General features: G+C 62.9%; 29 protein-coding genes. 11 read left to right on the forward strand and 18 right to left on the reverse strand.

Annotation, left to right across the window (positions count from 1 at the left end; translation table 11 throughout):
* The first annotated feature begins 121 nt into the window (after positions 1-121).
* From MHM88_RS04175 to deoD, 3 genes are all read left to right on the forward strand, one after another.
* A complete protein-coding gene (locus MHM88_RS04175) occupies positions 122-2107 on the forward strand; it encodes a protein meaA (RefSeq protein WP_239360319.1) in 1986 nt (661 codons plus the stop codon).
* A gap of 130 nt (positions 2108-2237) precedes the next feature.
* Positions 2238-2558 (forward strand): H-NS family nucleoid-associated regulatory protein, encoded by a 321-nt coding sequence (locus MHM88_RS04180; RefSeq protein ID WP_239318808.1) that lies wholly within the window; start codon positions 2238-2240, stop codon positions 2556-2558.
* 16 nt (positions 2559-2574) lie between these two features.
* Entirely contained in the window at positions 2575-3279 is a 705-nt protein-coding gene (gene deoD, locus MHM88_RS04185) for a purine-nucleoside phosphorylase (RefSeq protein WP_239318806.1), read from the forward strand.
* A gap of 144 nt (positions 3280-3423) precedes the next feature.
* Here the strand turns inward: deoD and MHM88_RS04190 are convergent, their stop codons facing one another.
* The 13 genes from MHM88_RS04190 to MHM88_RS04250 all read right to left on the reverse strand — a co-directional run bounded on the left by MHM88_RS04190 (position 3424) and on the right by MHM88_RS04250 (position 14516).
* Complete coding sequence (locus MHM88_RS04190; RefSeq protein ID WP_239360321.1) at positions 3424-4281, reverse strand: DUF1989 domain-containing protein; 858 nt, start codon at positions 4279-4281, stop codon at positions 3424-3426.
* Positions 4282-4393: 112 nt separating this feature from the next.
* Positions 4394-5611 carry a type III PLP-dependent enzyme gene (locus MHM88_RS04195; RefSeq protein WP_239360323.1) on the reverse strand — a complete coding sequence of 406 codons (1218 nt, stop codon included), beginning with the start codon at positions 5609-5611 and terminating at the stop codon, positions 4394-4396.
* Between the two features lie 385 nt (positions 5612-5996).
* The gene (locus MHM88_RS04200) at positions 5997-6569 is read right to left on the reverse strand and encodes a nucleotidyltransferase family protein (protein WP_239360325.1); all 573 of its coding nucleotides are present in this window, start codon (positions 6567-6569) and stop codon (positions 5997-5999) included.
* Positions 6570-6864: 295 nt separating this feature from the next.
* A complete protein-coding gene (locus tag MHM88_RS04205) occupies positions 6865-7062 on the reverse strand; it encodes a hypothetical protein (RefSeq protein ID WP_239360327.1) in 198 nt (65 codons plus the stop codon).
* A 150-nt stretch (positions 7063-7212) separates the two neighbouring features.
* Positions 7213-7389 carry a hypothetical protein gene (locus tag MHM88_RS04210; protein WP_239360329.1) on the reverse strand — a complete coding sequence of 59 codons (177 nt, stop codon included), beginning with the start codon at positions 7387-7389 and terminating at the stop codon, positions 7213-7215.
* Positions 7390-7939: 550 nt separating this feature from the next.
* Positions 7940-8719, reverse strand: coding sequence for a succinate dehydrogenase iron-sulfur subunit (locus tag MHM88_RS04215; protein WP_239360331.1), 780 nt, complete (start codon positions 8717-8719; stop codon positions 7940-7942).
* A gap of 129 nt (positions 8720-8848) precedes the next feature.
* Entirely contained in the window at positions 8849-9715 is an 867-nt protein-coding gene (locus MHM88_RS04220; RefSeq protein WP_239360333.1) for a hypothetical protein, read from the reverse strand.
* On the reverse strand, positions 9712-10554 hold the full coding sequence (locus MHM88_RS04225) for a sulfotransferase domain-containing protein (RefSeq protein ID WP_239360335.1): 843 nt from the start codon (positions 10552-10554) through the stop codon (positions 9712-9714). The genes MHM88_RS04220 and MHM88_RS04225 overlap by 4 nt, the downstream gene beginning before the upstream one ends.
* Positions 10555-12363, reverse strand: a complete 1809-nt coding sequence (sdhA, locus tag MHM88_RS04230; RefSeq protein ID WP_239360347.1) for a succinate dehydrogenase flavoprotein subunit — start codon at positions 12361-12363, stop codon at positions 10555-10557. It abuts the gene before it with no gap.
* A gap of 23 nt (positions 12364-12386) precedes the next feature.
* Entirely contained in the window at positions 12387-12758 is a 372-nt protein-coding gene (gene sdhD / locus MHM88_RS04235) for a succinate dehydrogenase, hydrophobic membrane anchor protein (RefSeq protein WP_239360359.1), read from the reverse strand.
* Between the two features lie 11 nt (positions 12759-12769).
* Positions 12770-13159, reverse strand: coding sequence for a succinate dehydrogenase, cytochrome b556 subunit (gene sdhC / locus MHM88_RS04240; protein ID WP_239360361.1), 390 nt, complete (start codon positions 13157-13159; stop codon positions 12770-12772).
* Positions 13160-13567: 408 nt separating this feature from the next.
* Entirely contained in the window at positions 13568-13966 is a 399-nt protein-coding gene (locus MHM88_RS04245) for a hypothetical protein (protein WP_239360363.1), read from the reverse strand.
* A gap of 13 nt (positions 13967-13979) precedes the next feature.
* Positions 13980-14516 carry a redoxin domain-containing protein gene (locus MHM88_RS04250; RefSeq protein ID WP_239360365.1) on the reverse strand — a complete coding sequence of 179 codons (537 nt, stop codon included), beginning with the start codon at positions 14514-14516 and terminating at the stop codon, positions 13980-13982.
* A gap of 70 nt (positions 14517-14586) precedes the next feature.
* On the opposite strand from MHM88_RS04250, the gene MHM88_RS04255 reads away from it, so the two are divergent.
* Entirely contained in the window at positions 14587-15192 is a 606-nt protein-coding gene (locus MHM88_RS04255; protein WP_239360367.1) for a TetR/AcrR family transcriptional regulator, read from the forward strand.
* 70 nt (positions 15193-15262) lie between these two features.
* On the opposite strand, the gene MHM88_RS04260 is transcribed toward MHM88_RS04255, so the two are convergent.
* The 5 genes from MHM88_RS04260 to MHM88_RS04280 all read right to left on the reverse strand — a co-directional run bounded on the left by MHM88_RS04260 (position 15263) and on the right by MHM88_RS04280 (position 18778).
* Positions 15263-15937: a DUF1194 domain-containing protein gene (locus tag MHM88_RS04260; RefSeq protein ID WP_239318774.1), complete on the reverse strand. Its 675-nt coding sequence runs from the start codon at positions 15935-15937 to the stop codon at positions 15263-15265.
* 150 nt (positions 15938-16087) lie between these two features.
* A complete protein-coding gene (locus MHM88_RS04265; RefSeq protein WP_239360369.1) occupies positions 16088-17128 on the reverse strand; it encodes a MaoC family dehydratase in 1041 nt (346 codons plus the stop codon).
* 1 nt (position 17129) lies between these two features.
* Positions 17130-17333 carry a DUF1737 domain-containing protein gene (locus MHM88_RS04270; protein WP_068240441.1) on the reverse strand — a complete coding sequence of 68 codons (204 nt, stop codon included), beginning with the start codon at positions 17331-17333 and terminating at the stop codon, positions 17130-17132.
* A 3-nt stretch (positions 17334-17336) separates the two neighbouring features.
* On the reverse strand, positions 17337-17885 hold the full coding sequence (locus tag MHM88_RS04275) for an NnrU family protein (RefSeq protein ID WP_239360371.1): 549 nt from the start codon (positions 17883-17885) through the stop codon (positions 17337-17339).
* 38 nt (positions 17886-17923) lie between these two features.
* Positions 17924-18778, reverse strand: coding sequence for a CoA ester lyase (locus MHM88_RS04280; protein ID WP_239360373.1), 855 nt, complete (start codon positions 18776-18778; stop codon positions 17924-17926).
* 350 nt (positions 18779-19128) lie between these two features.
* Here MHM88_RS04280 and MHM88_RS04285 point away from each other — a divergent pair, with 350 nt between their 5' ends.
* From MHM88_RS04285 to sucD, 7 genes are all read left to right on the forward strand, one after another.
* Positions 19129-19440, forward strand: coding sequence for a hypothetical protein (locus tag MHM88_RS04285; RefSeq protein ID WP_239318764.1), 312 nt, complete (start codon positions 19129-19131; stop codon positions 19438-19440).
* Between the two features lie 439 nt (positions 19441-19879).
* Positions 19880-20842, forward strand: a complete 963-nt coding sequence (gene mdh / locus MHM88_RS04290; RefSeq protein WP_239318763.1) for a malate dehydrogenase — start codon at positions 19880-19882, stop codon at positions 20840-20842.
* A 99-nt stretch (positions 20843-20941) separates the two neighbouring features.
* Positions 20942-21481 carry a GNAT family N-acetyltransferase gene (locus MHM88_RS04295; RefSeq protein ID WP_239360375.1) on the forward strand — a complete coding sequence of 180 codons (540 nt, stop codon included), beginning with the start codon at positions 20942-20944 and terminating at the stop codon, positions 21479-21481.
* Between the two features lie 372 nt (positions 21482-21853).
* On the forward strand, positions 21854-23047 hold the full coding sequence (gene sucC / locus MHM88_RS04300; RefSeq protein WP_239318761.1) for an ADP-forming succinate--CoA ligase subunit beta: 1194 nt from the start codon (positions 21854-21856) through the stop codon (positions 23045-23047).
* Position 23048: 1 nt separating this feature from the next.
* A complete protein-coding gene (locus MHM88_RS04305) occupies positions 23049-23327 on the forward strand; it encodes a hypothetical protein (RefSeq protein WP_239360377.1) in 279 nt (92 codons plus the stop codon).
* A 128-nt stretch (positions 23328-23455) separates the two neighbouring features.
* Positions 23456-24295, forward strand: coding sequence for a glycosyltransferase family 25 protein (locus MHM88_RS04310; protein WP_239360379.1), 840 nt, complete (start codon positions 23456-23458; stop codon positions 24293-24295).
* Positions 24296-24313: 18 nt separating this feature from the next.
* Positions 24314-25201, forward strand: a complete 888-nt coding sequence (sucD, locus tag MHM88_RS04315) for a succinate--CoA ligase subunit alpha (protein WP_239318759.1) — start codon at positions 24314-24316, stop codon at positions 25199-25201.
* Positions 25202-25416: the final 215 nt, after the last annotated feature.

Here is a 25416-nt window from a genome sequence, read left to right on the forward strand (position 1 = left end):
GGTCGCAAAAGTCGCAGTGCAGCAATTGCCGCAACGCGGCGAATTGACAAGGTAGCATAATTCCAGTTTAGATCACCTCAACGTAACTTTATTGCTCACTCGATGATTCACGAGGCCCGCCATGTCGCTCGCGCAGAAAGACCGCCCCGAAGCCCCCAGCCGGGACCGGCCCTGGCTGATCCGCACCTATGCGGGCCATTCCACCGCCTCCGCGTCCAACGCGCTCTATCGCGCCAACCTTGCCAAGGGGCAGACCGGCCTGTCCGTGGCCTTCGACCTGCCCACCCAGACCGGCTATGACAGCGACCACGTGCTGGCGCGTGGCGAGGTGGGCAAGGTCGGCGTGCCGGTGGGGCACCTGGGCGACATGCGCAGCCTGTTCGACCAGATCCCGCTGGAACAGATGAACACCTCGATGACCATCAACGCCACCGCGCCCTGGCTGCTCAGCCTCTATATTGCGGTGGCCGAAGAACAGGGCGCGGACGTCTCCAAACTTCAGGGCACGGTGCAGAACGACCTGATCAAGGAATACCTCAGCCGCGGCACCTACATCTGCCCCCCGGCTCCCAGCCTCAAGATGATCGCGGATGTGGCGGAGTACTGCTATACAAACGTGCCCAAATGGAACCCGATGAACGTCTGTTCCTACCACCTGCAAGAGGCTGGCGCGACGCCGGAACAGGAATTGGCCTTTGCGCTCGCCACCGCGCAGGCGGTGCTGGACGAGCTGAAACCCCGCGTGCCCGCCGCGGACTTCCCGGCGCTGGTCGGGCGTATCTCGTTCTTCGTAAACGCAGGCATCCGCTTCGTGACCGAGATGTGCAAGATGCGCGCCTTTGTGGACCTCTGGGACGAGATCTGCCTGACACGCTACGTGGTCGAGGACCCCAAGTTCCGCCGCTTCCGCTACGGCGTGCAGGTGAACTCGCTCGGGCTGACCGAGCAGCAGCCTGAGAACAACGTTTACCGCATCCTGATCGAAATGCTCGCCGTGACGCTGTCGAAAAAGGCCCGTGCCCGCGCGGTGCAACTGCCCGCGTGGAACGAGGCCCTTGGCCTGCCGCGCCCCTGGGATCAGCAGTGGTCGATGCGGATGCAACAGATCCTCGCCTATGAGACCGACCTGTTGGAATACGGCGACCTCTTTGATGGCAACCCGGTGGTGGATGCCAAGGTCGAGGCGCTGAAGGACGGCGCCCGCGCCGAGCTTGCCACGCTGGAGGGTATGGGCGGCGCGGTTGCCTCCATCGAGTACATGAAATCCCGCCTCGTGGACGCCAACGCCGAACGCCTGAACCGGATCGAGGCCGGCGAAACCGTGGTGGTCGGCGTCAACAAATGGACCGAGGGCGAACCCTCGCCGCTGCAGACCGAGGATGGCGGCATCATGACCGTCGACCCGGCGGTGGAGGCCGACCAGATCGCGCGCCTTGAGGACTGGCGCAGGAACCGCGACACGGCCGAGGTCACCGCCGCGCTTGCCGGGCTCCGCGAGGCCGCCAGCACCGGCGCCAACATCATGCCCGCATCGATTCGCGCCGCCAAGGCCGGTGTCACCACCGGAGAATGGGCCGAAGAGATGCGCAAGGCCTATGGCACCTATCGCGGCCCCACCGGGGTCTCGGCCTCCGTCTCCAACAAGACCGAAGGGCTGGACGACCTGCGGGACGCGGTGAATGCGGTCTCCGACCAGCTGGGACGGCGGCTGAAATTCGTGGTCGGCAAGCCCGGTCTGGACGGTCATTCCAACGGCGCCGAGCAGATCGCCTTTCGCGCCCGTGATTGCGGAATGGACATCACATATGACGGTATTCGCCTCACGCCGCAGGAACTTGTCGCCAGTGCGCGTCAGGACGGCGCCCACGTTGTTGGCCTTTCGATACTGTCGGGCAGCCATTTGCCGCTGGTTGAAGACACCCTGACGCAATTGCGCGACGCCGGGCTCACTCATGTTCCGGTTGTTGTGGGCGGGATTATTCCCGACGAAGATGCAAAGAAACTGCTGAACATGGGGGTGGCGCGGGTCTACACCCCGAAGAATTTCGAGTTGAATTCGATCATGATGGATATCGTAGAACTGGCAGGTGCAAACTCTTCAGTTTAATTCACGCTCCGCTGAATTTCGCCAAAAAACAAAAAAATGAAAATTAGATGCTGAATAGCATCCAGAATTCGGGCAATAAGAGCGTTAGCCCGGATTTTGATCCGTGGCCACTAATCTACGGAGTAAAACAATGTCTCTTGACCTGACCGAGATGTCCCGCAAGGAGCTGCTTCAGCTCCAGAAGGACGTTGAAAAAGCACTGAAAGATGCCGAGCAACGCGAACGCACCGAGGCCCTGAAGGCCGTTGAAAAGGCTGCGGCGGAATATGGTTTTTCGCTGGATGAAGTCCTGACATCGCCCAACAAGGGGGCGGCGCGGAAATCAAAGGCGACGCCGAAATACCGCAATCCGGAAAATCCGGACGAAACGTGGACAGGCCGTGGCCGCAAACCGCATTGGGTGCATGCCGCCCTGAGCAAAGGCGTTGATATTTCTGAACTCGAAATCTGAACCGGGATCGCAATAAGTGACAGTTCATATTGGAGCAGAAAAGGGCGATTTCGCCGAAACCGTGCTCATGCCGGGCGATCCTTATCGTGCGAAATGGGCAGCGGAGACCTTTCTGAGTGATGTGCGCCTCGTCAACGAGGTCCGCGGCATGCTCGGGTTCACCGGCACGTGGAAGGGGCATCGGGTCTCGATCCAGGGCAGCGGCATGGGCATGCCATCGCTGTCGATCTATGCCAACGAGCTGATCCGGGACTTCGATGCCAAGACGCTGATCCGGATCGGATCCTGTGGCGGCATGCAACCCCACGTCAAGGTGCGCGATGTCATCGTCGCGATGACCGCAACCAGCGTCAACACGCCCTCCTCTAGCATTTTCAAGGACGTGAACTTTGCGCCAACGGCCGACTGGTCGCTGCTGCGCAACGCAGTACAGGCCGCCGAGGCGCAGGGGCTGACCCCGCATGTCGGGGGTATTTATTCCTCTGACACCTTCTATGACGAGCGCCCGGACCTGAACGAACAGATGGTCCGCCATGGTGTGCTGGGCGTGGAGATGGAAGCGGCGGAGCTTTATACGCTGGCCGCCCGCCACGGTCGCCGCGCATTGGCGGTCTTGACCGTGTCGGACCACCTGCAAACCGGCGAGGCCCTCCCGTCCGAGGAGCGGGAGCGCAGCTTTGGCGAGATGGTCGAAATCGCCCTCGCCGCTGCCTTCACCTGAGGTGACGCCACAGCGGGATCGGGACTGTACCACTCACCAGCCCCGGCCCGCGCAGAAAACAAACAAAGGGCCGCCAGCGCGGGCGGCCCTTTGTTATTGGCAGCCCTTTATATTGGCAGCCTGTCTATTGGAAGCCGGGCGTGCTCAGCGTCCGTGGCTGCGGTCATAGCCGTTGAGTGCGGGGCTGTGCCACGCGGCCAGGCTGCCCTCTTTGGGGGCGAAGACCTCCACCAGCATCGGATGGCAGGCCGCCGTATCGCTGGAATGCTCGGCCGAGCAATCCCCGCCCGGGCAGGCGCTCATGGCGCCAAGGAGGTCGATCTCGGCAAAAAACTCCAGGTAATCGCCCGGGCGCACCGGGCTTGCTTTCATGAAATACTGGCCGGTATCGCGGGTAAAACCAGTGCACATAAAGACGTTCAGCACGTCATGCACATGCGGTTCCGCCTCCGCCAGCGACAGGCCAAGGTGATCGGCCAGCGCCCGGGTCAGGTTTGAATGGCAGCAATGGTGATACTGGCTGCCTTGCAGCAGATTGCCGGTGTAGGGGTCACATCGCGTGCCAATCACATCATGCACGGAGCCGCCATAGGCATCGATGCCGTACCACTCCAGCGTATCGGCAATGATCGTCGCCATCGGGCGCATATAAGGCAGGTTCGACCACAGCCGCTCGCCCGTGGTGACATGGGTGCCATGCAGGGCGCGGGTCTTGCCGGAAAAGAACCGCTCGGAAATATCATTCCGGTTCCACAGGTTCAGATCCCCGACCTGCGGCCCCACAATGGAGGAGATACGGAAAAACTGCCCGGCGGCGACCTCAAAGGTGGCCGCTTCACGCGGCGGCACGGTGACCTCTGCGACCTTTTCCGCGCCGTCCCGTGCCGCGCGGTAGAGCGTCAGATCGGGCTTTGGCAGGGTCTCGTTCGGATAGCAAATCACCGGCGGCACCGCACGGCGGGTGTCTGCGTCGGCGGGGATGGGGAATTGGGTGTCGGACATTCTGCGCGGGTCTCCCTGTTCTGTTTTCTACCTGATACATGGCTTAACAGAACAAGGACAGCACCCGGACGACGGTTCACGCGCCTAGGGGCGTCTCAGCGTCCTGATGACCTCAGAGCACCACAACATCCAGCGGCGGGAAGCCGTTGAAGCCGATCGACGCATAGGTGGTGGTATAGGCCCCACAAGAGTGGATCACCACGCGGTCGCCGGATTTCAGCCCCAGCGGCAGCTGAACGGGCTGCTTTTCATAAAGCACATCGGCACTGTCACAGGACGGCCCCGCCAGCACACAGGCACCCATGGTCTCATGGTCGCGGTCGGTGGTGATCTTGTAGCGGATCGCCTCGTCCATGGTTTCCGCAAGACCGGAGAACTTGCCAATGTCGAGGTAAACCCAGCGGTGCAGGTCACTCTCGTGCTTGCGCGACACCAGCATCACCTCGGCAGCGATCGCACCGGCTTCGGCCACCAGTCCGCGGCCCGGCTCCGCCATCACCTCAGCCGCATCGGGGAAGCAGGCATTCACCCGTTTCATGACCGCGGCGGCATAATCCTGCGGCGCCATCACCGCATTGCGATAGCCTGCCGGGAAACCGCCCCCGATGTTCAGGAGCTTGAGGTCGTGGCCTGCCGCACGGGCCGCTTGCCAGACGTCGGCAACCTGATCGAGGATCGGCTCCCACATCTCAGGCTCGCGGGTCTGCGAGCCGACATGGAACGATAGCCCATGTGGCACCAGACCCAGCGCCACACAGCGGTCCATCAGCCCCACCGCCATATCCGGCGCGCAGCCGAATTTGCGGCTCAGCGGCCAATCGGCAGAAGACGCCTCAACGAGGATTCGAATGCAGATATGTGCGCCCGGTGCGTGCTCGGCGAGTTTCTCCAGCTCTTCCACCGCGTCCGCCGCATAATGGGTGATCCCCAATGCGTGCGCAAATGCGATGTCTGCGGGTTTCTTGATGGTGTTGCCAAAGGTGATGCGCGCAGCAGAGGCACCGGCAGCGCGGCACATCTCGATCTCGGCGCGGCTGGCGGCATCGAAATTCGACCCCAGCGCGCAGAGACGGCGCAGGATTTCCGGCGCCGGGTTGGCCTTGACGGCGTAGTGGATACGCGCCCGCCCCAGACCACGGGCAAGACCCACGTACTGACGCGCCACGGCCTCGCTGTCGATGACCAGCGTCGGGCGCTCGAACCGGGTGTTGGCGATATAGTGCAGGTGGCGGGGGACAGGGTGTGCGTCGTCGCGGGCAGCAGGCCCGGTCACATTTACATTCATGGTCATCTCCAAAAGACCCGGCCATATATGACCGCTCAGTTCCATCAGAGACGTTACCGTCGCTACGTAACCCTAGGGCTGTGAACCCTTTCGACAGAGGCGCGTGCGTTGGCGTCTTGAGCGCGCGTATCAGGCAAAACCTCGAGTCGATCAAGCACCAATTTCTGCAAGGAAGATATTTCTTTTCTGCATGGCTCCGCCTGCGGGCGCGCGCCACGGGGAACCGGCCTGGGTGACGCATCCCGGCGGCGCATCCCTCACTGCCATCTGCGACTTTGCAGCCTTCAAACAGCCGCAAGTCCCACGCGGCCGACCACATCGCATCCCCGAGAGTCCCCTCACGTTGGCACAACAGCCGCCCTGCGCGAGAGCGCGCATGAACTGGGAGGATGCGGGAGGAAGCGAACCTCCACGCAAGTTGAGTAAGCTATCAGCCAATGCTTTGGACACGAAGTTCCGGCCAGAGCGTTTGCCAGCGCTGTGCCTTGTTTTCGTAAGTTTCCGCGTCGAAGTAGGGAAGTGAATTCGGTCTGATAACTAAGTGATCGAGGTCCGCGAAGCCTTTGGGGGCATATACGTTCGCGATACCATCAGCCGATCCCGCGACGCCGAACATGCAAGCTGTCGCAAGAAAGCGGTCGATGCCGTCGGTCGCTCGTTGCAACGGGTCGTAAGGCACGCCAAATTTGTCCGGGTACCATAGATGGACCCGTGCTTGATTTCGAATTTCTATCTCTGCGTCAATACCGGCAAGTGCCTGCATGGCTTGGCGAATTGCGGCGTCCTCAGCTTCCCATGATAGGTCACTGTCATCGAAATAAAACAGGTCGTAATCTTTGATCCCATAACCGGGTGTGCGCCCGGTCTTTCTATTCCAGACGGTCTGGAAAAGACATCCGGACACCAACCAAACATCATTGAGCCCTGTGTAAGGCAGACGCTCCAAGATAGCCCGGTTCACTGGGTTGCCTAAGACAATTGAAGCAAATTCATCTGAGTCCATCTAAGCGCCAAGAAGAGTTTAAGATTCAGGTATACAGCAAGTACCTGAGAGTTCTTGCCAAAGCGATTGGTTAGACACCAAGGCAGGATCGGCATGGCGGAAAATTGCATTATTGAGCTTTTCGCGGAACTTCGCCTCACCGAGAACAAACGACGGGGTCTCCGGATATGGTCGTCGCATTCGCCGGGGGCGCTCCCGCCCCTTTGACCCTGCATCACAGATGCCGGGCAAAGCGTTGGGCCCGGCGCCGCCCCTGACGGGGCGGCGTGTCAACTGCCGCAGCCGAGCGCCGGGGTCAGCCCCGGCCCTGGCCGCGGCGGCAGTGCAGCGGAGCGCCGGGACCGCCCTCGACCGCTCCGCAGAAGGCACAGCGCCAGCCGCCGGCGCGGCGGTCCTGTCGCCAGCGGCAGTTGCGCGTCAGCGTGGTGGTGCGACGCCGCCAGTAGAGATAGGTCAGCGTGCCCAGCAGGAGGAGGATCAGAAGAACAGGCATATGCCGCATCTAGAGGCAGCGCCCCGGGGGACGCAAGCCATGGCGCTGGTGTTTTGAACCGCGACGCGCATCGGACCCTGCAGCCCGCAGCGCACCAGCCGGCCAGACCGTTGGTCGCACCACGGCAGTCGGGGCGCGGGGACTGGCGCGTCAGGCGGCCTCGTAATAGGCGACGACGCCGTCCTGCGGTGCCTCCACCTCGTGCAGGGTCACCGGCGGCTCCGGGCTGTAGTAGGCCCAGCTGTCTTCCAGCACGGCCAGGGCGTCGGTCGCCACTGCAACGGCGGCATCGGCAAGGATCTGCGGGGCGGACAGGGGGGATGTCATTGGGGAACCTCTCGGGTTGTCGGTGTCTGCGTCTCCCTCGACCGCCAATCTAGGCGCCCCGCCGCGGTGCCGCATCCCCTTGTTTTGCAAGCACGCCATGCATCCCGTGCAGATGTGGCGCCGGGTCGCATGGTCTGCCGCGCACCGGTGCCCCCTGCCCTGTTGCGGGGGAAGCGCACGCGGCATTGTCCCGGGCTTCAGATCTCTGTGGCACACTGGGCGGGTCGCGACACACCCAAAGACCAGGAGACCGGCCCGCCAGAGACCACCCCCTCATTGGGTGCAGGCAGGGTCCGATCCGAGCTCACTTTCGGACATGGGGCTTTCCACCCCATCCGATCCTCCGCCTTGATGGGCGGCCGCCTATTCTTCCTTCACGGGAGGACCCGTTAGGCCGATAGGCCGAACAGCCCCCGACCCTCCCCCCGGGAGGGGGCTTCACCCCCACCCAGGCTCGGGGGCCGTTCTCTGATCCCGTGAGGTCAGGCAAACAAAAACCCCGCAGCCGCTCTGGGCTACGGGGCAATTCATGCAACCTACCGGTCCCGGATCAAACGGTGCGTTCGACCATCATCTTCTTGATATGCGCGATCGCCTTGGCGGGATTAAGACCCTTGGGGCAGGTTTTGGCGCAGTTCATGATGGTGTGGCAGCGGTAGAGCTTGAAGGGGTCTTCCAGCTGGTTCAGGCGCTCTCCGGTGGCCTCGTCCCGGCTGTCGATGATCCAGCGATAGGCGTGCAGCAGCGCGGCGGGGCCGAGGTAGCGATCGCCGTTCCACCAATAGCTCGGGCAGGAGGTGGAGCAGGACGCGCACATCACGCATTCATAGAGACCATCGAGTTTCTTGCGGTCCTCGATGGACTGTTTCCACTCCTTGGCGGGGCGGTTGGTCTTGGTTTCCAGCCACGGCATGATCGAGGCATGCTGGGCATAGAAATGCGTCAGATCCGGGATCAGGTCCTTCACCACCGGCATATGCGGCAGCGGGTAGATCTTCACGTCGCCCTTCACCTCGTCGAGACCATAGATACAGGCCAGCGTGTTGATCCCGTCGATGTTCATCGCACAGGACCCACAGATCCCCTCGCGGCAGGAGCGGCGGAAGGTCAGCGTCGGGTCGATCTCGTTCTTGATCTTGATCAGCGCGTCCAGAACCATCGGGCCGCATTTGTCCATGTCGAGGAAATAGGTATCCACGGACGGGTTCTTGCCGTCATCCGGGTTCCAGCGATAGATCTGGAACTTGCGGACATTGGTTGCGCCTTCTGGCTTGGGCCAGGTCTTGCCTGTGGTGATCTTGGAGTTTTTCGGAAGTGCGAATTCGACCATGATCGTGTCTCCTTGCTTAGCTGCCCGCCACGGCTGCAAGGGGCAGCGCGCGCGGGGAGAGGGCTGGGCCCGGAGCGATCCGGGCGTCATGCGGGGCGCAGGATCTGCGCGATGTGTCGGGGCGGAGGCTCACGTCAGCACCTCCGGGTCAAAATCGGGCTGCGCCGCAACACGCGTCATCCGCGCCGCATCCGCAGGAAAGAGGGCCGCAAGCCGGTCCATGAAACTGCGGTCCAATACCGCCACGCGCAGCAGCGCGCGATACTCCGGGTCCGGCGCCATCGCCTGCCAGCGTGCCGTGACGCGCAGGCCTCCGGCCTCCGGGCTGCCCGCGTCAAAGCTGGATCCACCGCCATAGCCCTGCACCGCGCCGAGGGTGTTGTCCCGCACCGGCAGGCCCAGATCGGTCAGCACCCGCGCCCGATAATCCGCATCCGTCGCCCAGTCGTCATAGCAGATCGCGCAGCGTGCGGCGCTGTCGGCCTCCAGCACTTCGGCCAGGAGATCGCCATAGGTCGCCAGCGCCCGCGCCATCACCGCCATGCGATCCGCAGACCGGTAGGTTTCATTGCGTTGCAGCTTTTTCAACAGCGACGCGCTCCAATTGAGGAAGCTGCGGTAAATCAGCAGATCGCCGTCGAAACTGGTGCTTTTATAGGGGCCAGACAGGTTGTCCTTGCTGTCAAAACGCAGATGCAGCGTGTCCTCGTAAGAGAGCAGCAACAACGCCCCGTCACCTGCCCCTGCCGCGGCATCCCGCAGGCTGCCATCATATCGCTGGCCCGAGACCTCGATGCCATTGTGGTTGCGCAGCGGGTCATGACCGGGGCGGCAATTGTTCAAAAACAACGCATGATCCGCGTTGCGTTGCAGCCAATTGGCAATCGCATGGTTGCCGGATCGGCGCATGCCGGTCATCCGCAACGCCGATGCGGGCGCAATGCCAAGGGCGCTCCAGACATTTTCGACGGTGGCGAGGGCTGCGACAGAGGTCATGCCATCCCCCCTGCCGCCTGCGCAAAAGGGGCGCTTGCGGCCTCTGCCTGTTGGTCGGTTTCCAGCCGCGACAGCCAGTCCTTGTCGCTCTCATAGCCCAGCGTGATCAGATCGTCGCCATGACACTCCAGATAGCGCTCTGCGGCGGCGCGCGGCAGCTTGGACGGCCACTGGCGCGCCTTGCCCGAGGAGACATGGGTCGCGGTGCGCCCGACGCCGCTCTCGGAACTCAGGCCGCCAAACAGCGAATTGTCATAGTAGATCTGCCGCGCGGTTTCGATTTCGGCCTCGCTGAAGCCGAAGAAACGCAACACGCCAATAAAGATCGCGCAGTCCTGATCCGCAATCAGATCCTCATAGCGCAGATCCATCGCGCGGTCATGCCCATAGGGCCAAGCGAGCATTTCATTCAGTGTTTTCAGATGCATATTCTGCATCTCGAAATCCAGCTTGGCCGCCGGATCAGGCAGCGCCTGCAGGTGTTCCTGATAGCTCTTGCCACCAAGATCCTCGCGCGGGCCATGCAGGAACCTCTCTTGCCGGCCGGGACTGTTTTCGTGGTACCGCGCCCCGGACAACAACACATCGCGCGGATCGCGGATGATGTGCAGGAACCTTGCTTCTGGATTGTCGAACAGCTCCGGCGCAAAGGCCCCGGCCCAGTTCACCACAATCGCACGCCCCGTCTGCGGGATTTTTTTCCATCTGGCCGGATTGTGAACCGGCACGAAAGGAATATCGAGCGCCTCCCCGATCAAACGCCAGACACGCCGCATCCAGACGGTACCCGTCTTGTGATGCGTGCCGACGCACAAGATTCGAGGAGGCGCAACGCTCATTTAGAAGGTCCGTGCCTTCGGCGCGATGGTCTTGAGGCTGATGCCGCCTTCGTCCTCATTGGTCAGCGGATCAACGATCACCGGACGATAGCTGAGGGTGGTCTTGTTGCCCTCAACCCGCGCCACGGTGTGCACGCGCCAGTTGTCATCGTCGCGCTCGGCGTAATCCTCATGCGCATGGGCACCACGGCTTTCCTTGCGCGCCTCGGCCCCGACGATGGTCGCCAGCGCGTTGGGCATCAGGTTGGTCAGCTCCAGCGTCTCCATCAGGTCGGAGTTCCACACCAGCGAGGTATCGGTGACGTGGAGATCGTCAAGCTTGGCGGCGATTGCCTCCATCTTGCCGACGCCTTCCTTGAGGGTCTTGTCGGTGCGGAACACCGCCGCATCCGCCTGCATGGTGCGCTGCATTTCCAGACGCAACTCTGCGGTGGGCGTGCCGCCCTTGGCGTTGCGCAGCCCGTCAAAGCGGTCAAACGCCTTGTCGATCGACGCCTGGTTCAGCACCGGGTTCGGCGCCTCTGGGTCCACCACCTTGCCGGCGCGAATGGCCGACGCACGACCAAAGACCACCAGGTCAATCAAGGAGTTGGAGCCGAGACGGTTGGCACCATGCACCGAGGCACAGCCCGCCTCACCCACGGCCATCAGACCCGGCACGACGCCGGTCGGGTTGTCCTCGGTCGGGTTCAGCACCTCACCCCAATAGTTCGTCGGGATACCACCCATGTTGTAGTGCACGGTCGGCAGAACCGGGATCGGTTCTTTGGTGACGTCGACACCGGCAAAGATCTTCGCAGACTCGGAGATCCCCGGCAGACGCTCCGCCAGGGCCTCGGCCGGAAGGTGGGAGAGGTTCAGGTGGATATGGTCGCCGTCTGCGCCGACACCGCGCCCCTCACGGATCTCCATGGTCATGGAGCGCGAGACATAGTCGCGTGGCGCGAGGTCCTTGTAGTTGGGCGCATAGCGCTCCATGAACCGCTCGCCTTCGGAGTTGGTCAGGTAGCCGCCTTCGCCCCGCGCGCCCTCGGTGATCAGACAGCCGGAGCCGTAGATGCCGGTCGGGTGGAACTGCACAAACTCCATATCCTGAAGCGGCAGACCTGCGCGCGCCACCATGCCGCCACCGTCGCCGGTGCAGGTATGGGCCGAGGTTGCCGAGAAATAGGCCCGGCCATAACCGCCGGTCGCCAGCACCACCATCTTGGCGTTAAAGACATGCATGGTGCCGTCATCAAGCTTCCAGCACACCACACCCTGACACTGCCCGTCCTCGGACATGATCAGGTCGATGGCGAAATACTCGATGTAGAACTCGGCCTTCTGCTTGAGGCTCTGACCATAGAGCGTGTGCAGGATCGCGTGGCCGGTGCGGTCGGCGGCGGCACAGGTGCGCTGCACCGGCGGGCCTTCGCCAAACTCGGTGGTGTGGCCGCCGAAGGGACGCTGGTAGATCTTGCCTTCCTCGGTGCGCGAGAAGGGCACGCCGTAGTGTTCAAGCTCATAGACAGCCTTGGGCGCTTCGCGGGCGAGGTATTCCATCGCATCCGTGTCACCCAGCCAGTCGGAGCCCTTGACGGTGTCATACATGTGCCACTGCCAGCTGTCGGGCCCCATGTTGCCCAGCGAGGCGGCGATGCCACCCTGTGCGGCCACGGTGTGCGAGCGGGTCGGGAACACCTTGGTCACACAGGCGGTGCGCAGGCCTTGCTCTGCCATGCCGAGGGTGGCGCGCAGACCCGCACCACCGGCACCGACAACCACCACGTCATAGTCGTGGGTTTCATATTCATATGCTGTTGTCATTTGTATCGTGTCCTTCGCGCGGATCAGAGGGCGAGCTTGACGAGGGCAAACAGCCCCGCGGCAATCAGGGTGTAGGAAAACGCCGCCACGGCGATCAGCAGCAGTTTACCGGCCAGCCCGTGCACATAGTCCTCCACCGCGACCTGCGTTTCGCGCATCAGGTGAATGACGCCGACCACAAGGGTCAGCCCGGTGATGATGGCGGGAAGCGGCCGGGCGTAATAGGCCAGAACCTCTTCGTAGGTGCCGCCAAGGCCGAGGCCAAAGGTGATCACAAAGGCCGGAACCAGAACAACCAGCAGGATCGAGGTGACCATCATCTGCCAGTGGTGATGGGTGCCGGTGCCCCCTGCGCCCAGACCTTCGGCGCGCTTACGGTCAGTCAGAAATCGCATGTCAGATCTCCTTACAGCACGATGGCGGCGAGGATCGCCAGCACGGTTGCGCCCACGAACATGCCGCGCGCCATCTTTTCGGAGGTGGCGACCTCAAGGCAGTAGCCGAAGTCCCAGATCACGTGCCGCAGGCGGCCCAGCATGTGGTAGAAGATCGCCCAGCTTGCGAGCAGCAGCACAATGTCGCCGACAAAGCTGCGCAAGAGCCCGTCGATCACTGCAAAGGACGACGCGGAGGTCGCAGCCGCCAGCAACCACCACACCACCAGCAACGCCGCCCCGAGCGAGGCAATGCCGGTGATCCGGACCATGATGGAGGAGATGGAGGTAAGCTGCGGCCGGTAGTACGGCCCAATCATAAAGGGCGATAGCGGGCGGTTGCCCCGATTGACATCGGCCATGTTGGCTCCTTTCCGGTTAGCTGACGACGTTTTAGCCTATTTTTGCGCACTGTCACGCAAACGAGTGGTAAAAATCGCCTGTTAACGCTGCCGTTTGTGGCAATTTCTCCACGTTGTGATCACAAGCCAGATTGCTGTGATCACAAACTCCGATCCCAAGTAGAACAGTCAGAATCAGCACCGCCCATGCAAGGCAGAGGCATTCCCGATCCCCCCGGGACCGGACCACCTGCCACAGATCCGGTGCTGACCCGGGCCACGCAGCGCTGCCAGAGCGGCTTGCGATCGCAAGCCCGGCGCCCGCGCGCAAAGGCCGGCAGGGTCACATGCTGCCGGCCTCGGTATCTGATCCGCGCGCTGATCCGCGCCCTCGCGGTCAGGCGGCTTTGGTGTCAGGTTGCCTTGGTGTCAGGCTGCGTCGGCATCCGGGCGGCTGAAGTTGACCTCTCGCGTCACCTGCCAGCGTCCTGCCTCGAACACAAAGTCGATGCTGAGATCAATATGCATCCTGGGACCGCCCACCGGGATCTTGCGGGAGATCAGCACATGGCCGCGATCACCGCTCACCGTCAGGCTGTGGATCTTCGACCACATGTGCTCTTCGGGGATCTTGTCCTTGAAGGACTCGCCGATCAGCGCCATGAAACCCTGCTTGTCCAGGGTGACGAGACGGCCGTCGATGCTCAGATCCATGACCACGATGTCGTCGTGATAGATCCTGTCCAGCTCTGCCATATTGGCGCTGGTGCCGAAGGTCATCAGGTCCTGCACCTTGTCATGCAGGGCTTGCTCGGGGGTCTGTGTCATGGGGGTCTCCGTTTTAGGCGGCATAGGTGCCGTTGACAGGCGCGGCCTTCATGGGGCCACGACGAAACCCGATGCCCTTGGCGATCCAGGCCAGATCCGGGCGGGCAAAGGGCACGTTCGAGATGTCGATGATTTGCAGCACCCGATCCTCGTTCAGCACAAACAGGCCCGGCTCCGCGAAGGGCTCTGACACGTCCTGCCCGTTCCGGGGATCGGAAACATAGAGGCCGAGCGCCTGCATCTGGTCCACGGACAACCCGTAGGCCACCTCGTAACGAGGGTTCACCTCCGCCATCTGGGCGGCGGCACGGACGGCACTGTCGGCAGACACCGCCACCACATCGACGCCCAGCGCATGCAGATCGTCGAGGGTGTCGTTCAGCTGGCGCAGGTATTGGGTGCACAGCGGGCAATGTTTGCCGCGATAGACAACGACAAGCATCCAGTCAAAGCCCGCAGCGGGCGTTGAAATGTCGCGCGTGCCGCCATCAAGCACAGGAAGGGTGATCGCCGGAAACACCGTTCCGGCGGCAAGTTTGGGACTGGTCAATTTCGGGGACTCCTTATATGTATTGATTGATACATAAGTAGCGAACACACAGGGCGTCAAGGATTCTATATTGACTGTTACAAAAAAATTAGGCCGCCCCCGGACTTTCGACTACGATCAGGCGTTGCTGAAGGCGATGGCCGTGTTCTGGGAGAAAGGCTATGATGGCGCCTCGATGCGCGATCTCACCGGGGCCATGGGGATCACCGGGCCAAGCCTCTATGCGGCGTTTGGCGACAAGCGTGATCTCTACCTGAAGACCATCGACCACTACCGCGCCTCAGATGCCTGCACGCCGCTGGTCGTGCTGGAGGGCGAAGAGGACATCGAAACCGCGCTGCGCGGCTTTCTGGTTGCGGTCATCACATCGGCCACGGAGCATGACAGCGGCGCCAAGGGCTGCTTTATCAGCTCCAGCGTCGTGGCCTCGGTCGGTCAGGTGGAGGGCGTGGCCGCGCGCGTCGAGGAGACGATCTGCGAGGCCGAGGCGCGGCTGACGGCCCGCTTTCAGCACGAAATAGACAAGGGCACCCTGCCGCCCGATTTTCCGGCGCGGGAACGGGCGGCGCTGCTGTTCGACATCCGCCAGGGCTACATGTTCCGCGGCCGGGCCGGATGGACCCGCGCGCAGATGCTGAAGGACGTGCCGGAGCGGGTGGCCCTGCTGCTGTCCTGAGCGCCGCCGCGCCGACCCGCGCCAGTCATGTCAGGTCAGCTCGGGTTAGGTCGGATCAGGTCAGGTCGGATCAGCGGGCAAGCCCGGCGGTCTGCTTCACCACCTCGCGCAGCAGCTTCTTGCGGATTTCGCGCGGGTAGTCCTCATAACTGTCCGCATAGACCACAAAGGCGCCGGGGCCGTGGATGACATGTTCGAAGAAATAGGCGGCGAGGTCGTCCTCGCTGGCCTCGATCGCAATGGCGTTGACGGTGACCCGCGCCGCCGTCAGCCGGGCCCGCAGTGCCTCCGGGGCGATGCCCTCGTTGGACGGCCCGTCGCCCGACACATCCACCACCCGGCGGCGGCACTGCGGAACCGCGTCGAACATCGGCAAGGCAAAGGTCAGCAGCTCGCCGATGGCGGTGGAGTAGTTGCGCCACTTGCGGGAACTCTGTTCCACCGCATCGGCAAACCCTTCCAGCGCGACAAAATCCGGCACCGCGGTCCAGGGCACGGTGAGGGCCTGACGGGACATACCGCTCCATTGCACCAGCGCCACCTGCGCCTCTGCCCGCACCAGGGCCTCGCTGACCAGCGGGTCGCGCAGGGCAAAGGCCAGCCCCTGCATCTGCAGGTCATACTCGCGTGGGTCGACAGAGCCGGAGACATCCACCGCCAGCACCAGCGCAAGGTCGCAGGCGCGCGCGCTCCCCGGCAACAGGGCAGCGACCGCACTCACAGCCAAGAGGATCACATCGCGCATGGGATCGAGACTGCGGCCACCGGCCCGTGGGGGCAAGATCAAAGCGCGACCGCGGCCGCGACCTCGCGCATATGTCATTACCGGGCCGGGGCACCGGCGCATCGCCTGAATGCCAGCCGCTGGACCAGACGCGCGGGTCAGACAGGCAGCTCAGACAGGCATCAACGCCCAGTAGTCGAGATCCAGCAGCACCTCGGGCAGGTATTTGCCATCCGCGCCCCTGAGCTGGAACGGCGCGCCGCCGGAGGTCGCGACCAGCCGCAAGCGGATCGCTCCGACGCCGGGCCTGTCGGCCTCTGCCTTGTCGAGCACCTCGGACCAGGCGCGGATCGTGGTGCCGGACACGCAGGGGTTTGCATGCGCGCCGCCATTGAGCCCCACGATCATCTGCGCATTGGCCAGCCCGTTGAACGACAGCGCCCGCGCCATGGAGATCACGTGACCGCCATAGATCAGCCGGGTGCCATCGGGGCGCGCGGTGGTGTCGAAATGCACCTTGGCGGTGTTCTGCCACAGGCGGGTGGCCAGCATATGCTCGGCCTCCTCCACCGTGACACCATCGACGTGGTCGATCTGCTCGCCGATGGCATAGTCGCCCCAGCGGTGCGGCTCTCCGGCCAGTTCAAAATCATAGGCCGAGAAATCTAGCCCCGTCGGCAGCGACAGGTCTGCCGCAGTCAGGGCCGGTTGCAGCTCCGGCACCCGGGTCTCCGGTGCGTCGGCGTCGAGGTTGCCCTTGCGCACCATCACCCAGCGCACATAGTCCAGCACGCAGTCGTCGCGCTGGTTGAGCCCGCGCGTGCGCACCCAGACCACCCCGGTCTTGCCATTGGAGTTCTGCTTGAGCCCGATCACCTCGCTCTCGGCCCGCAGCGTATCGCCCGCATAGACCGGCAGATGCCAGCGCCCCTCGGCATAGCCCAGATTGGCGACTGCGTTCAGCGAGATATCCGGTACCGTCTTGCCAAAGACGATATGGAACGCCGCCAGGTCATCCAGCGGCGCGCCTTTGTCGTGACCAAGACCAACCGCGCGGGCAAATTCATCCGAGGAATAGAGCGCATGCCGCGCCGGGTAGAGCGCATGATAGAGCGCCCGCTCGCCGCCCGAGACCGTGCGTGGCACCGCGTGGCGGATCACCTCGCCCAGCCGGTAGTCCTCGAAAAAACGCCCGCGGTTGGTCTTGGTCATGTCAGTGCGCCCCCAGCTTGGTGTCGGGGGTATAGGTGCCGTCCACCTCCTTCACCACCGACTGGCCGCAGCGCATGATGCCCTTGACCGGGTCAAAGGTCTGGGTCGGGCTGCCGTAGAGCTCCCAACCCTTGTTCAGCGCCTCGGTGACCTTGTGGCAGAAGGCAGAGGTGTCGTCCTCGCTCAGGAAACGATAGAGTTTCATGTGTTACCCCGGAAATGGTGAGGGCCCGATCAGCCCGTGGATATAGCCGATCACACCGACCAGCAGGAAGGAAATCGCCAGGAACATCAGCCCCTTGGCGGTGGTGCCCTTGGGGCCTGGGGTCCATTCCGGCTCGGCGCGGTTGATCGCCATGACCTCGACCCCGGCCCAGACCAGCAGCGACCCGAACAGGATCACCGAGGCCAGATCACCGTTGACCAGCAGATGCGCCACCGCCCAGAGCGAGAAGCCCAGCAGCATCGGGTGGCGCATCTTGTGAAACAGCCGCCCCTTGCGCGGGCCCGGGCTGGTGAAGAACAGTGCCAGCACCATCAGCGCGTTGTTGATATGCACCATGAAGGACGGCGGCGCCCAGACATGGATGTAGTCGATGCCGCGATAGCCGATGACCATCAGCACCACGCTCGCCAGCAGCGCCAGCGCCACCAGCCCCTTGCCCTTGTCGCCGAGGGCCGCGCGTTGCGCCGGGGCGAGGCGTTTGAACAGGTGGGCGGCCCACCACAGGATTATGCCAAGTATCAGAAGTGCCATGTCTTTCTCCAACATCAGACCGGTGCCTGATTACAGCCCTATCCGCTGAGAGAGGCAATTGCATCTGCTTTCGCGATGATTTCACGCGCGGTCACAACATGCAGGTTTTCAACAATGCGGCCATCGACCACGGCCACCCCCTGCCCCGCGGCAGCGGCGGCGTCAAAGGCGGCGATCTGGCGGCGGGCCAGATCGACCTCGGCCTCCGAGGGCGCAAAGGCGCGGTTGGCGATCTCCACCTGCGCCGGGTGGATCAATGTCTTGCCGTCGAACCCCATGTCGCGACCCTGTTCGCATTCCGCCATCAACCCCGCGTCATCCTTGAAGGCGTTGTAGACCCCGTCGACGATCACCTTGCCCGCCGCCTTGGCCGCCAGCAGGCACAATCCAAGACCACTCATCAACGGCAGGCGATCGGCGCGGAACCGGGTCTGCATGTCCTTGGCCAGATCATTGGTGCCCATCACCAGCCCCTGCAGCCGCGGATGTGCGGCGATCTGGGCGGCGTTCAGCATGCCCTGCGGCGTCTCCATCATGGCCCACAGCGGCAGGTCCCCGGTGATCTCTGCCAGCGCGTCGAGGTCGGCGGGCGAAGACACCTTCGGCAGGAGGATGGCGTCACAACCCATGTTGGCAGCCGCCTCTGCATCCGCACGCCCCCATGCGGTGTCGAGCCCGTTGATCCGCACGATCTTCACGCGGTTGCCATAGCCGCCTGCCGCCAGCGCCTCGGCCAGGGTGGCGCGGGCGTTGTCCTTCTCCTCTACCGAGACCGCATCCTCCAGATCAAAGATGATCGCATCCACCGGCAGGCTGCGGGCCTTGTCCAGCGCGCGGGGCTTTGATCCCGGAATATAGAGGACGGAACGATGAGGGCGGGCGCGCGGATCCATGGGGCTCTCCAGATCTGACAAGGTCACAATATTACCCAAATCGCTACATTTGACGCGGAATAATTTCAAGGCGAATTGCGCCGCATCGCAGAAATTATCCAGGCGGCGTGTATCGGAAATCTGATAAACGCTTGAATTACAACATGAACGCCCCATTAACCAGTTCTTTGGACCTCTCTGTCAGTCTGAACCATACCGGCGCTCTTCTCCGGCGGGTGTTCCGCTCTGGCGCCATGTGGGCCTTGGGTCCGCAGTCATGATTACGTCACCAGAAAACCGGTCCGTCCCAGGTCGCCGGGGTGCCTGTTCGGCGCCCTGCCGGGGGAGCCGTTCCGAAAGGGGTAAAACCTATGATGAAGACGCTGTTCACATTCTCCGCAGGGCTGATCCTGGCCCTGACCGCCCAGATGGCCACCGCCCAGAGCCAGAATTGCGCGCCGCGCGAAATGGTCGTGAAGCGGCTGGCCGAGAAATATGGCGAGAGCCGCCAGAGCATCGGCATGGGCCAGCAGGGCATGGTGATGGAGACATTTGCCTCCAACGAGACCGGCTCCTGGACCATCACCGTCACCACTCCCAACGGCATGACCTGCCTGGTGGCTTCGGGCCAGTCCTATGAGGTCCTGGCCGAGGCGCTGCCGGCGATGGACACCGACGCCTGATCGCACCGGACCCGGCCGCCACGACCCGCACGCGGGGACGCGTTCGGGTCAGGCCACCCCGCGCGTGGGGACGCGTTCGGGCAAGGCCACATGGGGTCAGGGGCTGCGGGTCTGGGTGCAGGGAAGGGTCTGCAAAACCCGGGCATAAGGGATGCGCAGGTCCCCCGATTCGCCGCATCACCAGCGATGTCTCACCGCGTGTATCGTCTCGGCACCGTACTGTGCCGGGGCGCCCCGCGACGCCAGCGTCAGGGTGCAGCAGCGGGGTCGGCCGCGCCATCCGGTGCCCGACTTCCTTCGCAAAATCAACACATGTTGTCGCAAACAGACACAAAGCAGCACCCCTCTCCGGAAATGCCGCATCGCAGAACACTTGCGAAGCGGCACCGAACGCCGTAGGCATCGGGTCAGAAATCAACCGGACCGGAGAGATTATCCCATGGCACGACCCAAAATCGCCCTTATCGGCGCAGGTCAGATCGGTGGCACCCTCGCGCATCTTGCAGCCCTCAAGGAACTTGGCGACGTCGTTCTGTTCGACATCGCCGAAGGCACCCCCGAAGGCAAGGCGCTGGACATTGCCGAATCCGGTCCTTCCGAGGGCTTTGACGCCAGCCTCAAGGGCACACAGGACTATGCCGACATCGCAGGCGCAGACGTCTGCATCGTGACCGCAGGTGTGCCGCGCAAGCCGGGCATGTCCCGCGACGACCTGCTGGGCATCAACCTCAAGGTGATGAAATCCGTCGGCGAAGGCATCCGGGACAACGCCCCCGACGCCTTTGTGATCTGCATCACCAACCCGCTCGACGCGATGGTCTGGGCGCTGCGCGAATTCTCCGGCCTGCCGCACGAAAAAGTCTGCGGCATGGCAGGCGTGCTGGACAGCGCCCGCTTCCGCCACTTCCTCGCCGAGGAATTCAACGTCTCGATGAAAGACGTCACCGCATTTGTGCTGGGCGGCCACGGCGACACCATGGTGCCGTCGGTGCGCTACTCCACCGTGGCCGGCATCCCGCTGCCCGATCTGGTGAAGATGGGCTGGACCACCCAGGACAAGCTCGACGCCATCGTGCAGCGCACCCGTGATGGCGGCGCCGAAATCGTTGGCCTGTTGAAAACCGGCTCTGCCTATTACGCGCCGGCGACCTCGGCGATCGAGATGGCCGAAGCCTACCTGAAGGACCAGAAGCGCGTCCTGCCCTGTGCCGCCTATGTGGACGGCGCGCTGGGTCTGAACGGCATGTATGTCGGTGTGCCGACCGTGATCGGTGCCGGCGGCATCGAGCGCATCGTCGACATCAACCTGAACGCGGAAGAGCAGGCCATGTTCGACACCTCCGTGAACGCGGTCAAGGGTCTCGTGGACGCCTGCAAGGGCATCGACAGCTCGCTGGCCTGAGCCACGACACGATAACACAGATCAAAGCGCCCTGTTCCGGGGCGCTTTTTTCTTGTCCCTGCGGTGTCACGCTGCACCGCAATTGTGGAGCCCCCGCACATGCCCCCGCACCAGACACCGCCGGAGATCGAGACCCGACGCCTGCTCCTGCGTGGCTGGAAACCGGATGATCTGACCCCATTTGCCGCGATCTGCGCTAACCCGGATGTCATGCGCTACATCGGCACTGGCGCGACCCTGACGACCGAGGACACGGCGCGACGCATCGCATCCTTCGAGGCGCATTGGGCGGAGCGCGGATATGGTCTGTTCGCGGTGCAATCGAAGGCCACCGACGACCTGATCGGCTTTGCCGGGTTGTCCTGGCCCGGGTTCCTTCCGGAGATCCTCCCCGCGGTCGAGATCGGCTGGCGGTTTGCCAAGGCACACTGGGGGCACGGCTACGCCAGCGAAGCGGCAACGGCGGCGCTGGAGTTTGGCGTCGGGACGCGCGGCCTCACGGAGATCGTCAGCATCTACCAACCCCAAAACGCCGCCTCCGGGCGCATCATGCAAAAGCTCGGGCTGGTATTTGACCGGCGCACCCTGGACCCGAGCTGCGGGCGCGCGGTCGAGGTCTATCGCCTGCCCAGACCGTGACGGCCGGGGGATCGCCCCAACAGGGCGACGGGTGCGGTCGCCTGAAACGCACCCATCCCACATCGCCCAAGGGTGCAGAGGCGCCCGGATTCCGACCACATGAAACCGCCCCGACTGCCGCTGCAAACAGTGACCTCCAGTTGCTGGAAGCCTCTTGACGCCGGGCACATCCTGCATCCGCCTTCGGGGAATGCCTGCACGAATCGGCTGTTTTTTAGCGTTTCAGTTATGTGATCACACCCCCCAAACCTGTGATCACAAATCCGAAAAAACTTCATCATTTAGCGCTCACCGGGCAGAAAACCCTTTAACCTCCTGTTTGAAGACGGCGTACTAGCAAGGGACAATTGCAGCCAGACGGGACAGTTTCTCATGAACATCCACGAATATCAGGCCAAGGCCCTCCTCCGCAGCTACGGCGCTCCGGTTTCCGACGGGCGCGTGGTAAAGAAAGCCGACGAAGCCAAGACCGCAGCCGGTGAGCTGGACGGGCCGCTCTGGGTGGTGAAGGCCCAGATCCACGCGGGTGGCCGCGGCAAGGGCTCCTTCAAGGAGGCCGATGCGGGCGAAAAAGGCGGCGTGCGCCTGACCAAATCGGTGGAAGAAGCCGCAGAAGAAGCCAAGAAGATGCTGGGCCGCACCCTTGTGACCCATCAGACCGGCCCGGCGGGCAAGCAGGTCAACCGGATCTACATCGAAGCCGGCTCCGGCATCCAGACCGAGCTCTATCTGGCGCTGCTGGTGGACCGCGTGACCTCGCGCGTGTCGTTTGTATGCTCCACCGAGGGCGGCATGGACATCGAAGAGGTCGCCGCAGAGACCCCGGAAAAGATCCTGTCCTTCTCCGTCGATCCGGCCACCGGCTACCAGCCCTACCACGGCCGTCGCATCGCCTTCTCCCTCGGCCTTGAAGGCGCGCAGGTGAAGCAGTGCGTGAAACTGATGGGTCAGCTCTACCAGGCCTTCATCGACAAAGACATGGAGATGCTGGAGATCAATCCGCTGATCGTGACCGACAGCGGCGACCTCAAGGTGCTGGACGCCAAGGTCGGGTTTGACGGCAACGCGATCTATCGCCACGCCGACATCGCCGAACTGCGCGACACCACCGAGGAAGACCCCAAGGAGCTGGAAGCGTCGAAATACGACCTGAACTACATCGCGCTCGATGGCGAGATCGGCTGCATGGTGAACGGCGCAGGCCTGGCGATGGCCACCATGGACATCATCAAGCTGTATGGCGCGGAGCCTGCGAACTTCCTCGATGTGGGCGGCGGCGCCACCAAGGAGAAAGTGACCGAAGCGTTCAAGATCATCACCTCCGACAAGAACGTCAAAGGCATCCTTGTGAACATCTTTGGCGGCATCATGCGCTGCGACGTGATCGCAGAAGGCGTGATCGCGGCCGTGAAGGAAGTCGGTCTTGAGGTGCCGCTGGTTGTGCGTCTCGAAGGCACCAACGTCGAGAAGGGCAAAGAGATCATCGCGACCTCTGGCCTGAACGTGATTGCCGCGGATGACCTGTCCGACGGGGCCGAGAAGATCGTGAAAGCGGTGAAGGGCTAAGTTGGTCAATCACGTTGCCATAGCAAGCGTCGGCTTTGCCGTGTTCATATTCATGGTGCTTATTCTGCTTGGAGCAGAAGCCATGAGGAAAACACACGGTGAAGGCACCTTGCTGGAGGGACAACGAGATATTGCTGACAAATACGGTTGGGGTGACTGGGAGCGTATCAAACAACATCCGCACATGCTGATGGTTCAAGTCTGGATGCTTCGCTTTGCCACCCTCGCCGCCTTTTTCTTCACTTGTTGGCATGCAGCCAGTGCAGTCAATTCTTTGTAGGAAACTTCCAAGATGGCAGTCCCCGTCGACCATAACACTAAAGTGATCTGTCAGGCCTCACCCGCCCGCAGATTTCATGGTCGTGGGCCGGCAGCCATAGTGTGATCTGAGCAGAGATACTGAACCCGATGAAGCTTTCGACTTATATCATCTCTCTGACCCGTGCCAAAGGGCGTCATGCGCAGATGCGTGCGACGCTGGCGGATGCGGGTATAGAGGCGGAGTTTGTCGAGGCCGTGGATCTGGCTGAAGCCTCGGAGGCGGAGCTGTTGCAGCAGTGCAAGAGCTTTGGCCCCTGGGGGGTGTTTGCCCATGGCAACATGGCCTGCACCCTGAGCCACGCCAAGGTTTGGGAGCAGTTTCTGGCGTCGGATGCGGATGTTGCCCTCATTTTTGAGGATGACGTCTTCATCTCGTCGGAGTTGCGCCAATGGACCGCGGATCTGAGCTGGTGGCCGCAGGGCTGCGATCTGCTCAGTCTGGAGTTCTGGCGCAGCAATACCATGAAAGTGCTGCTGGGATCAGAAACGCACGCACATCTGGGCCGCGACGTGGCGCCGATGTTGTCGCGCTATCCCGGCGCGGCGGGCTATATGCTGACCCGGCGCGGGGCCGAGGTGCTGCTGGCACAGGCGCCGTTCGATCAGACCGTGGACTCGCTTCTGTTCAACCCGATGGTGTCCGGGCCCGCGCGGAGCCTGACCCCATATCAGATCACCCCTGCCCTGGTCACACAGGGCAACACCCCTCCTGACGAGGGCACCTTTCTGGGCCATGCGCAACGCAAGCCCGAGGGTGCGCTCTACCGCAAACAAAAACGCCTGCGGGGCATGGCCGAGCTGCGCGCTCTGCCCCTGCATCTCCTTCGCCTGATCTCGGGACGCGCACGGCTTGTGCGGGTCACCTATGCGGATCGGGCGCTCACCGACGACAGCGCGGCACGTGCCGCCGAGGCACAAACCGCATAATCGAAAGGAAAGGACATCATGGCAGTCCTCATCGACGAAAACACCAAAGTCATCTGTCAGGGTCTCACCGGCTCTCAGGGCACCTTCCACACCGAACAGGCCATCGCTTATGGCACCAAGATGGTCGGCGGCGTGACCCCCGGCAAGGGCGGTCAGACCCACCTCGACCTGCCGGTGTTCAACTCCGTGCATGAAGCCAAGCACGTGACCGAGGCCAACGCTTCGGTGATCTACGTGCCGCCGCCGTTTGCCGCCGATTCCATCATGGAGGCGATCGACGCCGAGATGGAACTGATCGTCTGCATCACCGAGGGCATCCCGGTTCTGGACATGATGAAGGTGCAGCGCGCGCTCGAAGGCTCCAAATCGCGCCTGATCGGCCCCAACTGCCCCGGCGTGATCACCCCCGACGCCTGCAAGATCGGCATTATGCCCGGCCACATCCACAAGCGTGGCTCGGTTGGTGTTGTGTCCCGGTCCGGCACCCTGACCTATGAGGCCGTGAAGCAGACCTCTGATATCGGTCTGGGCCAGTCTTCGGCTGTGGGTATCGGCGGCGACCCGATCAAGGGCACAGAGCATATCGACGTGCTGGACATGTTCCTCGACGATCCGGAAACCCAGTCGATCATCATGATCGGTGAGATCGGTGGCTCTGCCGAGGAAGAAGCGGCGGAATTCATCGCCGAGCAGAAGAAGAAGGGCCGCTGGAAGCCGATCGCAGGCTTCATCGCAGGTCGCACCGCCCCTCCGGGCCGCCGCATGGGCCACGCGGGCGCGATCGTTGCCGGCGGCAAGGGCGGCGCCGAGGACAAGATCGAAGCGATGAAATCCGCAGGCATCGTGGTTGCCGACAGCCCGGCCACCCTGGGCGAAGCGGTTCAGAAAGCGATCGCAAACGGCTGATGCAACCGCATCCGACATATAGCGAGAGATCATCTGATGATCTGCGGGGTGGGCGTTTTGCGCCCGCCCCGGTTCTGCCTGTCCTGCGCAGAGCCACGGACCCTGTTGCTGATGCGGCGCTCTGGCCGCCTTCGCCACAAGATCCGCCAGCCCCCTGATACGGAATTTACGCCCTTTCGGGCTTTCAGCCCCGGACAACAGGCTGATTGCTTACG

Origin of the sequence: Epibacterium sp. MM17-32, from assembly GCF_022348205.1 — a bacterium.
In the GTDB taxonomy this organism is placed as follows: domain Bacteria; phylum Pseudomonadota; class Alphaproteobacteria; order Rhodobacterales; family Rhodobacteraceae; genus Epibacterium.

What these genes read in the sequence shown, in the direction of transcription:
- MHM88_RS04275 (WP_239360371.1), bottom strand. Translation starts at nt 17,885, where the DNA reads ATGGCACTTCTGATACTTGGCATAATCCTGTGGTGGGCCGCCCACCTG.
- sdhA (WP_239360347.1), bottom strand. Translation starts at nt 12,363, where the DNA reads ATGACAACAGCATATGAATATGAAACCCACGACTATGACGTGGTGGTT.
- MHM88_RS04205 (WP_239360327.1), bottom strand. Translation starts at nt 7,062, where the DNA reads ATGCCTGTTCTTCTGATCCTCCTCCTGCTGGGCACGCTGACCTATCTC.
- sdhC (WP_239360361.1), bottom strand. Translation starts at nt 13,159, where the DNA reads ATGGCCGATGTCAATCGGGGCAACCGCCCGCTATCGCCCTTTATGATT.
- MHM88_RS04265 (WP_239360369.1), bottom strand. Translation starts at nt 17,128, where the DNA reads ATGACCAAGACCAACCGCGGGCGTTTTTTCGAGGACTACCGGCTGGGC.
- MHM88_RS04285 (WP_239318764.1), top strand. Translation starts at nt 19,129, where the DNA reads ATGATGAAGACGCTGTTCACATTCTCCGCAGGGCTGATCCTGGCCCTG.
- MHM88_RS04220 (WP_239360333.1), bottom strand. Translation starts at nt 9,715, where the DNA reads ATGACCTCTGTCGCAGCCCTCGCCACCGTCGAAAATGTCTGGAGCGCC.
- mdh (WP_239318763.1), top strand. Translation starts at nt 19,880, where the DNA reads ATGGCACGACCCAAAATCGCCCTTATCGGCGCAGGTCAGATCGGTGGC.
- MHM88_RS04195 (WP_239360323.1), bottom strand. Translation starts at nt 5,611, where the DNA reads ATGGAACTGAGCGGTCATATATGGCCGGGTCTTTTGGAGATGACCATG.
- sucC (WP_239318761.1), top strand. Translation starts at nt 21,854, where the DNA reads ATGAACATCCACGAATATCAGGCCAAGGCCCTCCTCCGCAGCTACGGC.
- MHM88_RS04260 (WP_239318774.1), bottom strand. Translation starts at nt 15,937, where the DNA reads ATGCGCGATGTGATCCTCTTGGCTGTGAGTGCGGTCGCTGCCCTGTTG.
- MHM88_RS04310 (WP_239360379.1), top strand. Translation starts at nt 23,456, where the DNA reads ATGAAGCTTTCGACTTATATCATCTCTCTGACCCGTGCCAAAGGGCGT.
- MHM88_RS04270 (WP_068240441.1), bottom strand. Translation starts at nt 17,333, where the DNA reads ATGAAACTCTATCGTTTCCTGAGCGAGGACGACACCTCTGCCTTCTGC.
- MHM88_RS04280 (WP_239360373.1), bottom strand. Translation starts at nt 18,778, where the DNA reads ATGGATCCGCGCGCCCGCCCTCATCGTTCCGTCCTCTATATTCCGGGA.
- MHM88_RS04180 (WP_239318808.1), top strand. Translation starts at nt 2,238, where the DNA reads ATGTCTCTTGACCTGACCGAGATGTCCCGCAAGGAGCTGCTTCAGCTC.
- MHM88_RS04190 (WP_239360321.1), bottom strand. Translation starts at nt 4,281, where the DNA reads ATGTCCGACACCCAATTCCCCATCCCCGCCGACGCAGACACCCGCCGT.
- sucD (WP_239318759.1), top strand. Translation starts at nt 24,314, where the DNA reads ATGGCAGTCCTCATCGACGAAAACACCAAAGTCATCTGTCAGGGTCTC.
- MHM88_RS04295 (WP_239360375.1), top strand. Translation starts at nt 20,942, where the DNA reads ATGCCCCCGCACCAGACACCGCCGGAGATCGAGACCCGACGCCTGCTC.
- MHM88_RS04225 (WP_239360335.1), bottom strand. Translation starts at nt 10,554, where the DNA reads ATGAGCGTTGCGCCTCCTCGAATCTTGTGCGTCGGCACGCATCACAAG.
- MHM88_RS04245 (WP_239360363.1), bottom strand. Translation starts at nt 13,966, where the DNA reads ATGACACAGACCCCCGAGCAAGCCCTGCATGACAAGGTGCAGGACCTG.
- sdhD (WP_239360359.1), bottom strand. Translation starts at nt 12,758, where the DNA reads ATGCGATTTCTGACTGACCGTAAGCGCGCCGAAGGTCTGGGCGCAGGG.
- MHM88_RS04215 (WP_239360331.1), bottom strand. Translation starts at nt 8,719, where the DNA reads ATGGTCGAATTCGCACTTCCGAAAAACTCCAAGATCACCACAGGCAAG.
- MHM88_RS04200 (WP_239360325.1), bottom strand. Translation starts at nt 6,569, where the DNA reads ATGGACTCAGATGAATTTGCTTCAATTGTCTTAGGCAACCCAGTGAAC.
- MHM88_RS04175 (WP_239360319.1), top strand. Translation starts at nt 122, where the DNA reads ATGTCGCTCGCGCAGAAAGACCGCCCCGAAGCCCCCAGCCGGGACCGG.
- MHM88_RS04210 (WP_239360329.1), bottom strand. Translation starts at nt 7,389, where the DNA reads ATGACATCCCCCCTGTCCGCCCCGCAGATCCTTGCCGATGCCGCCGTT.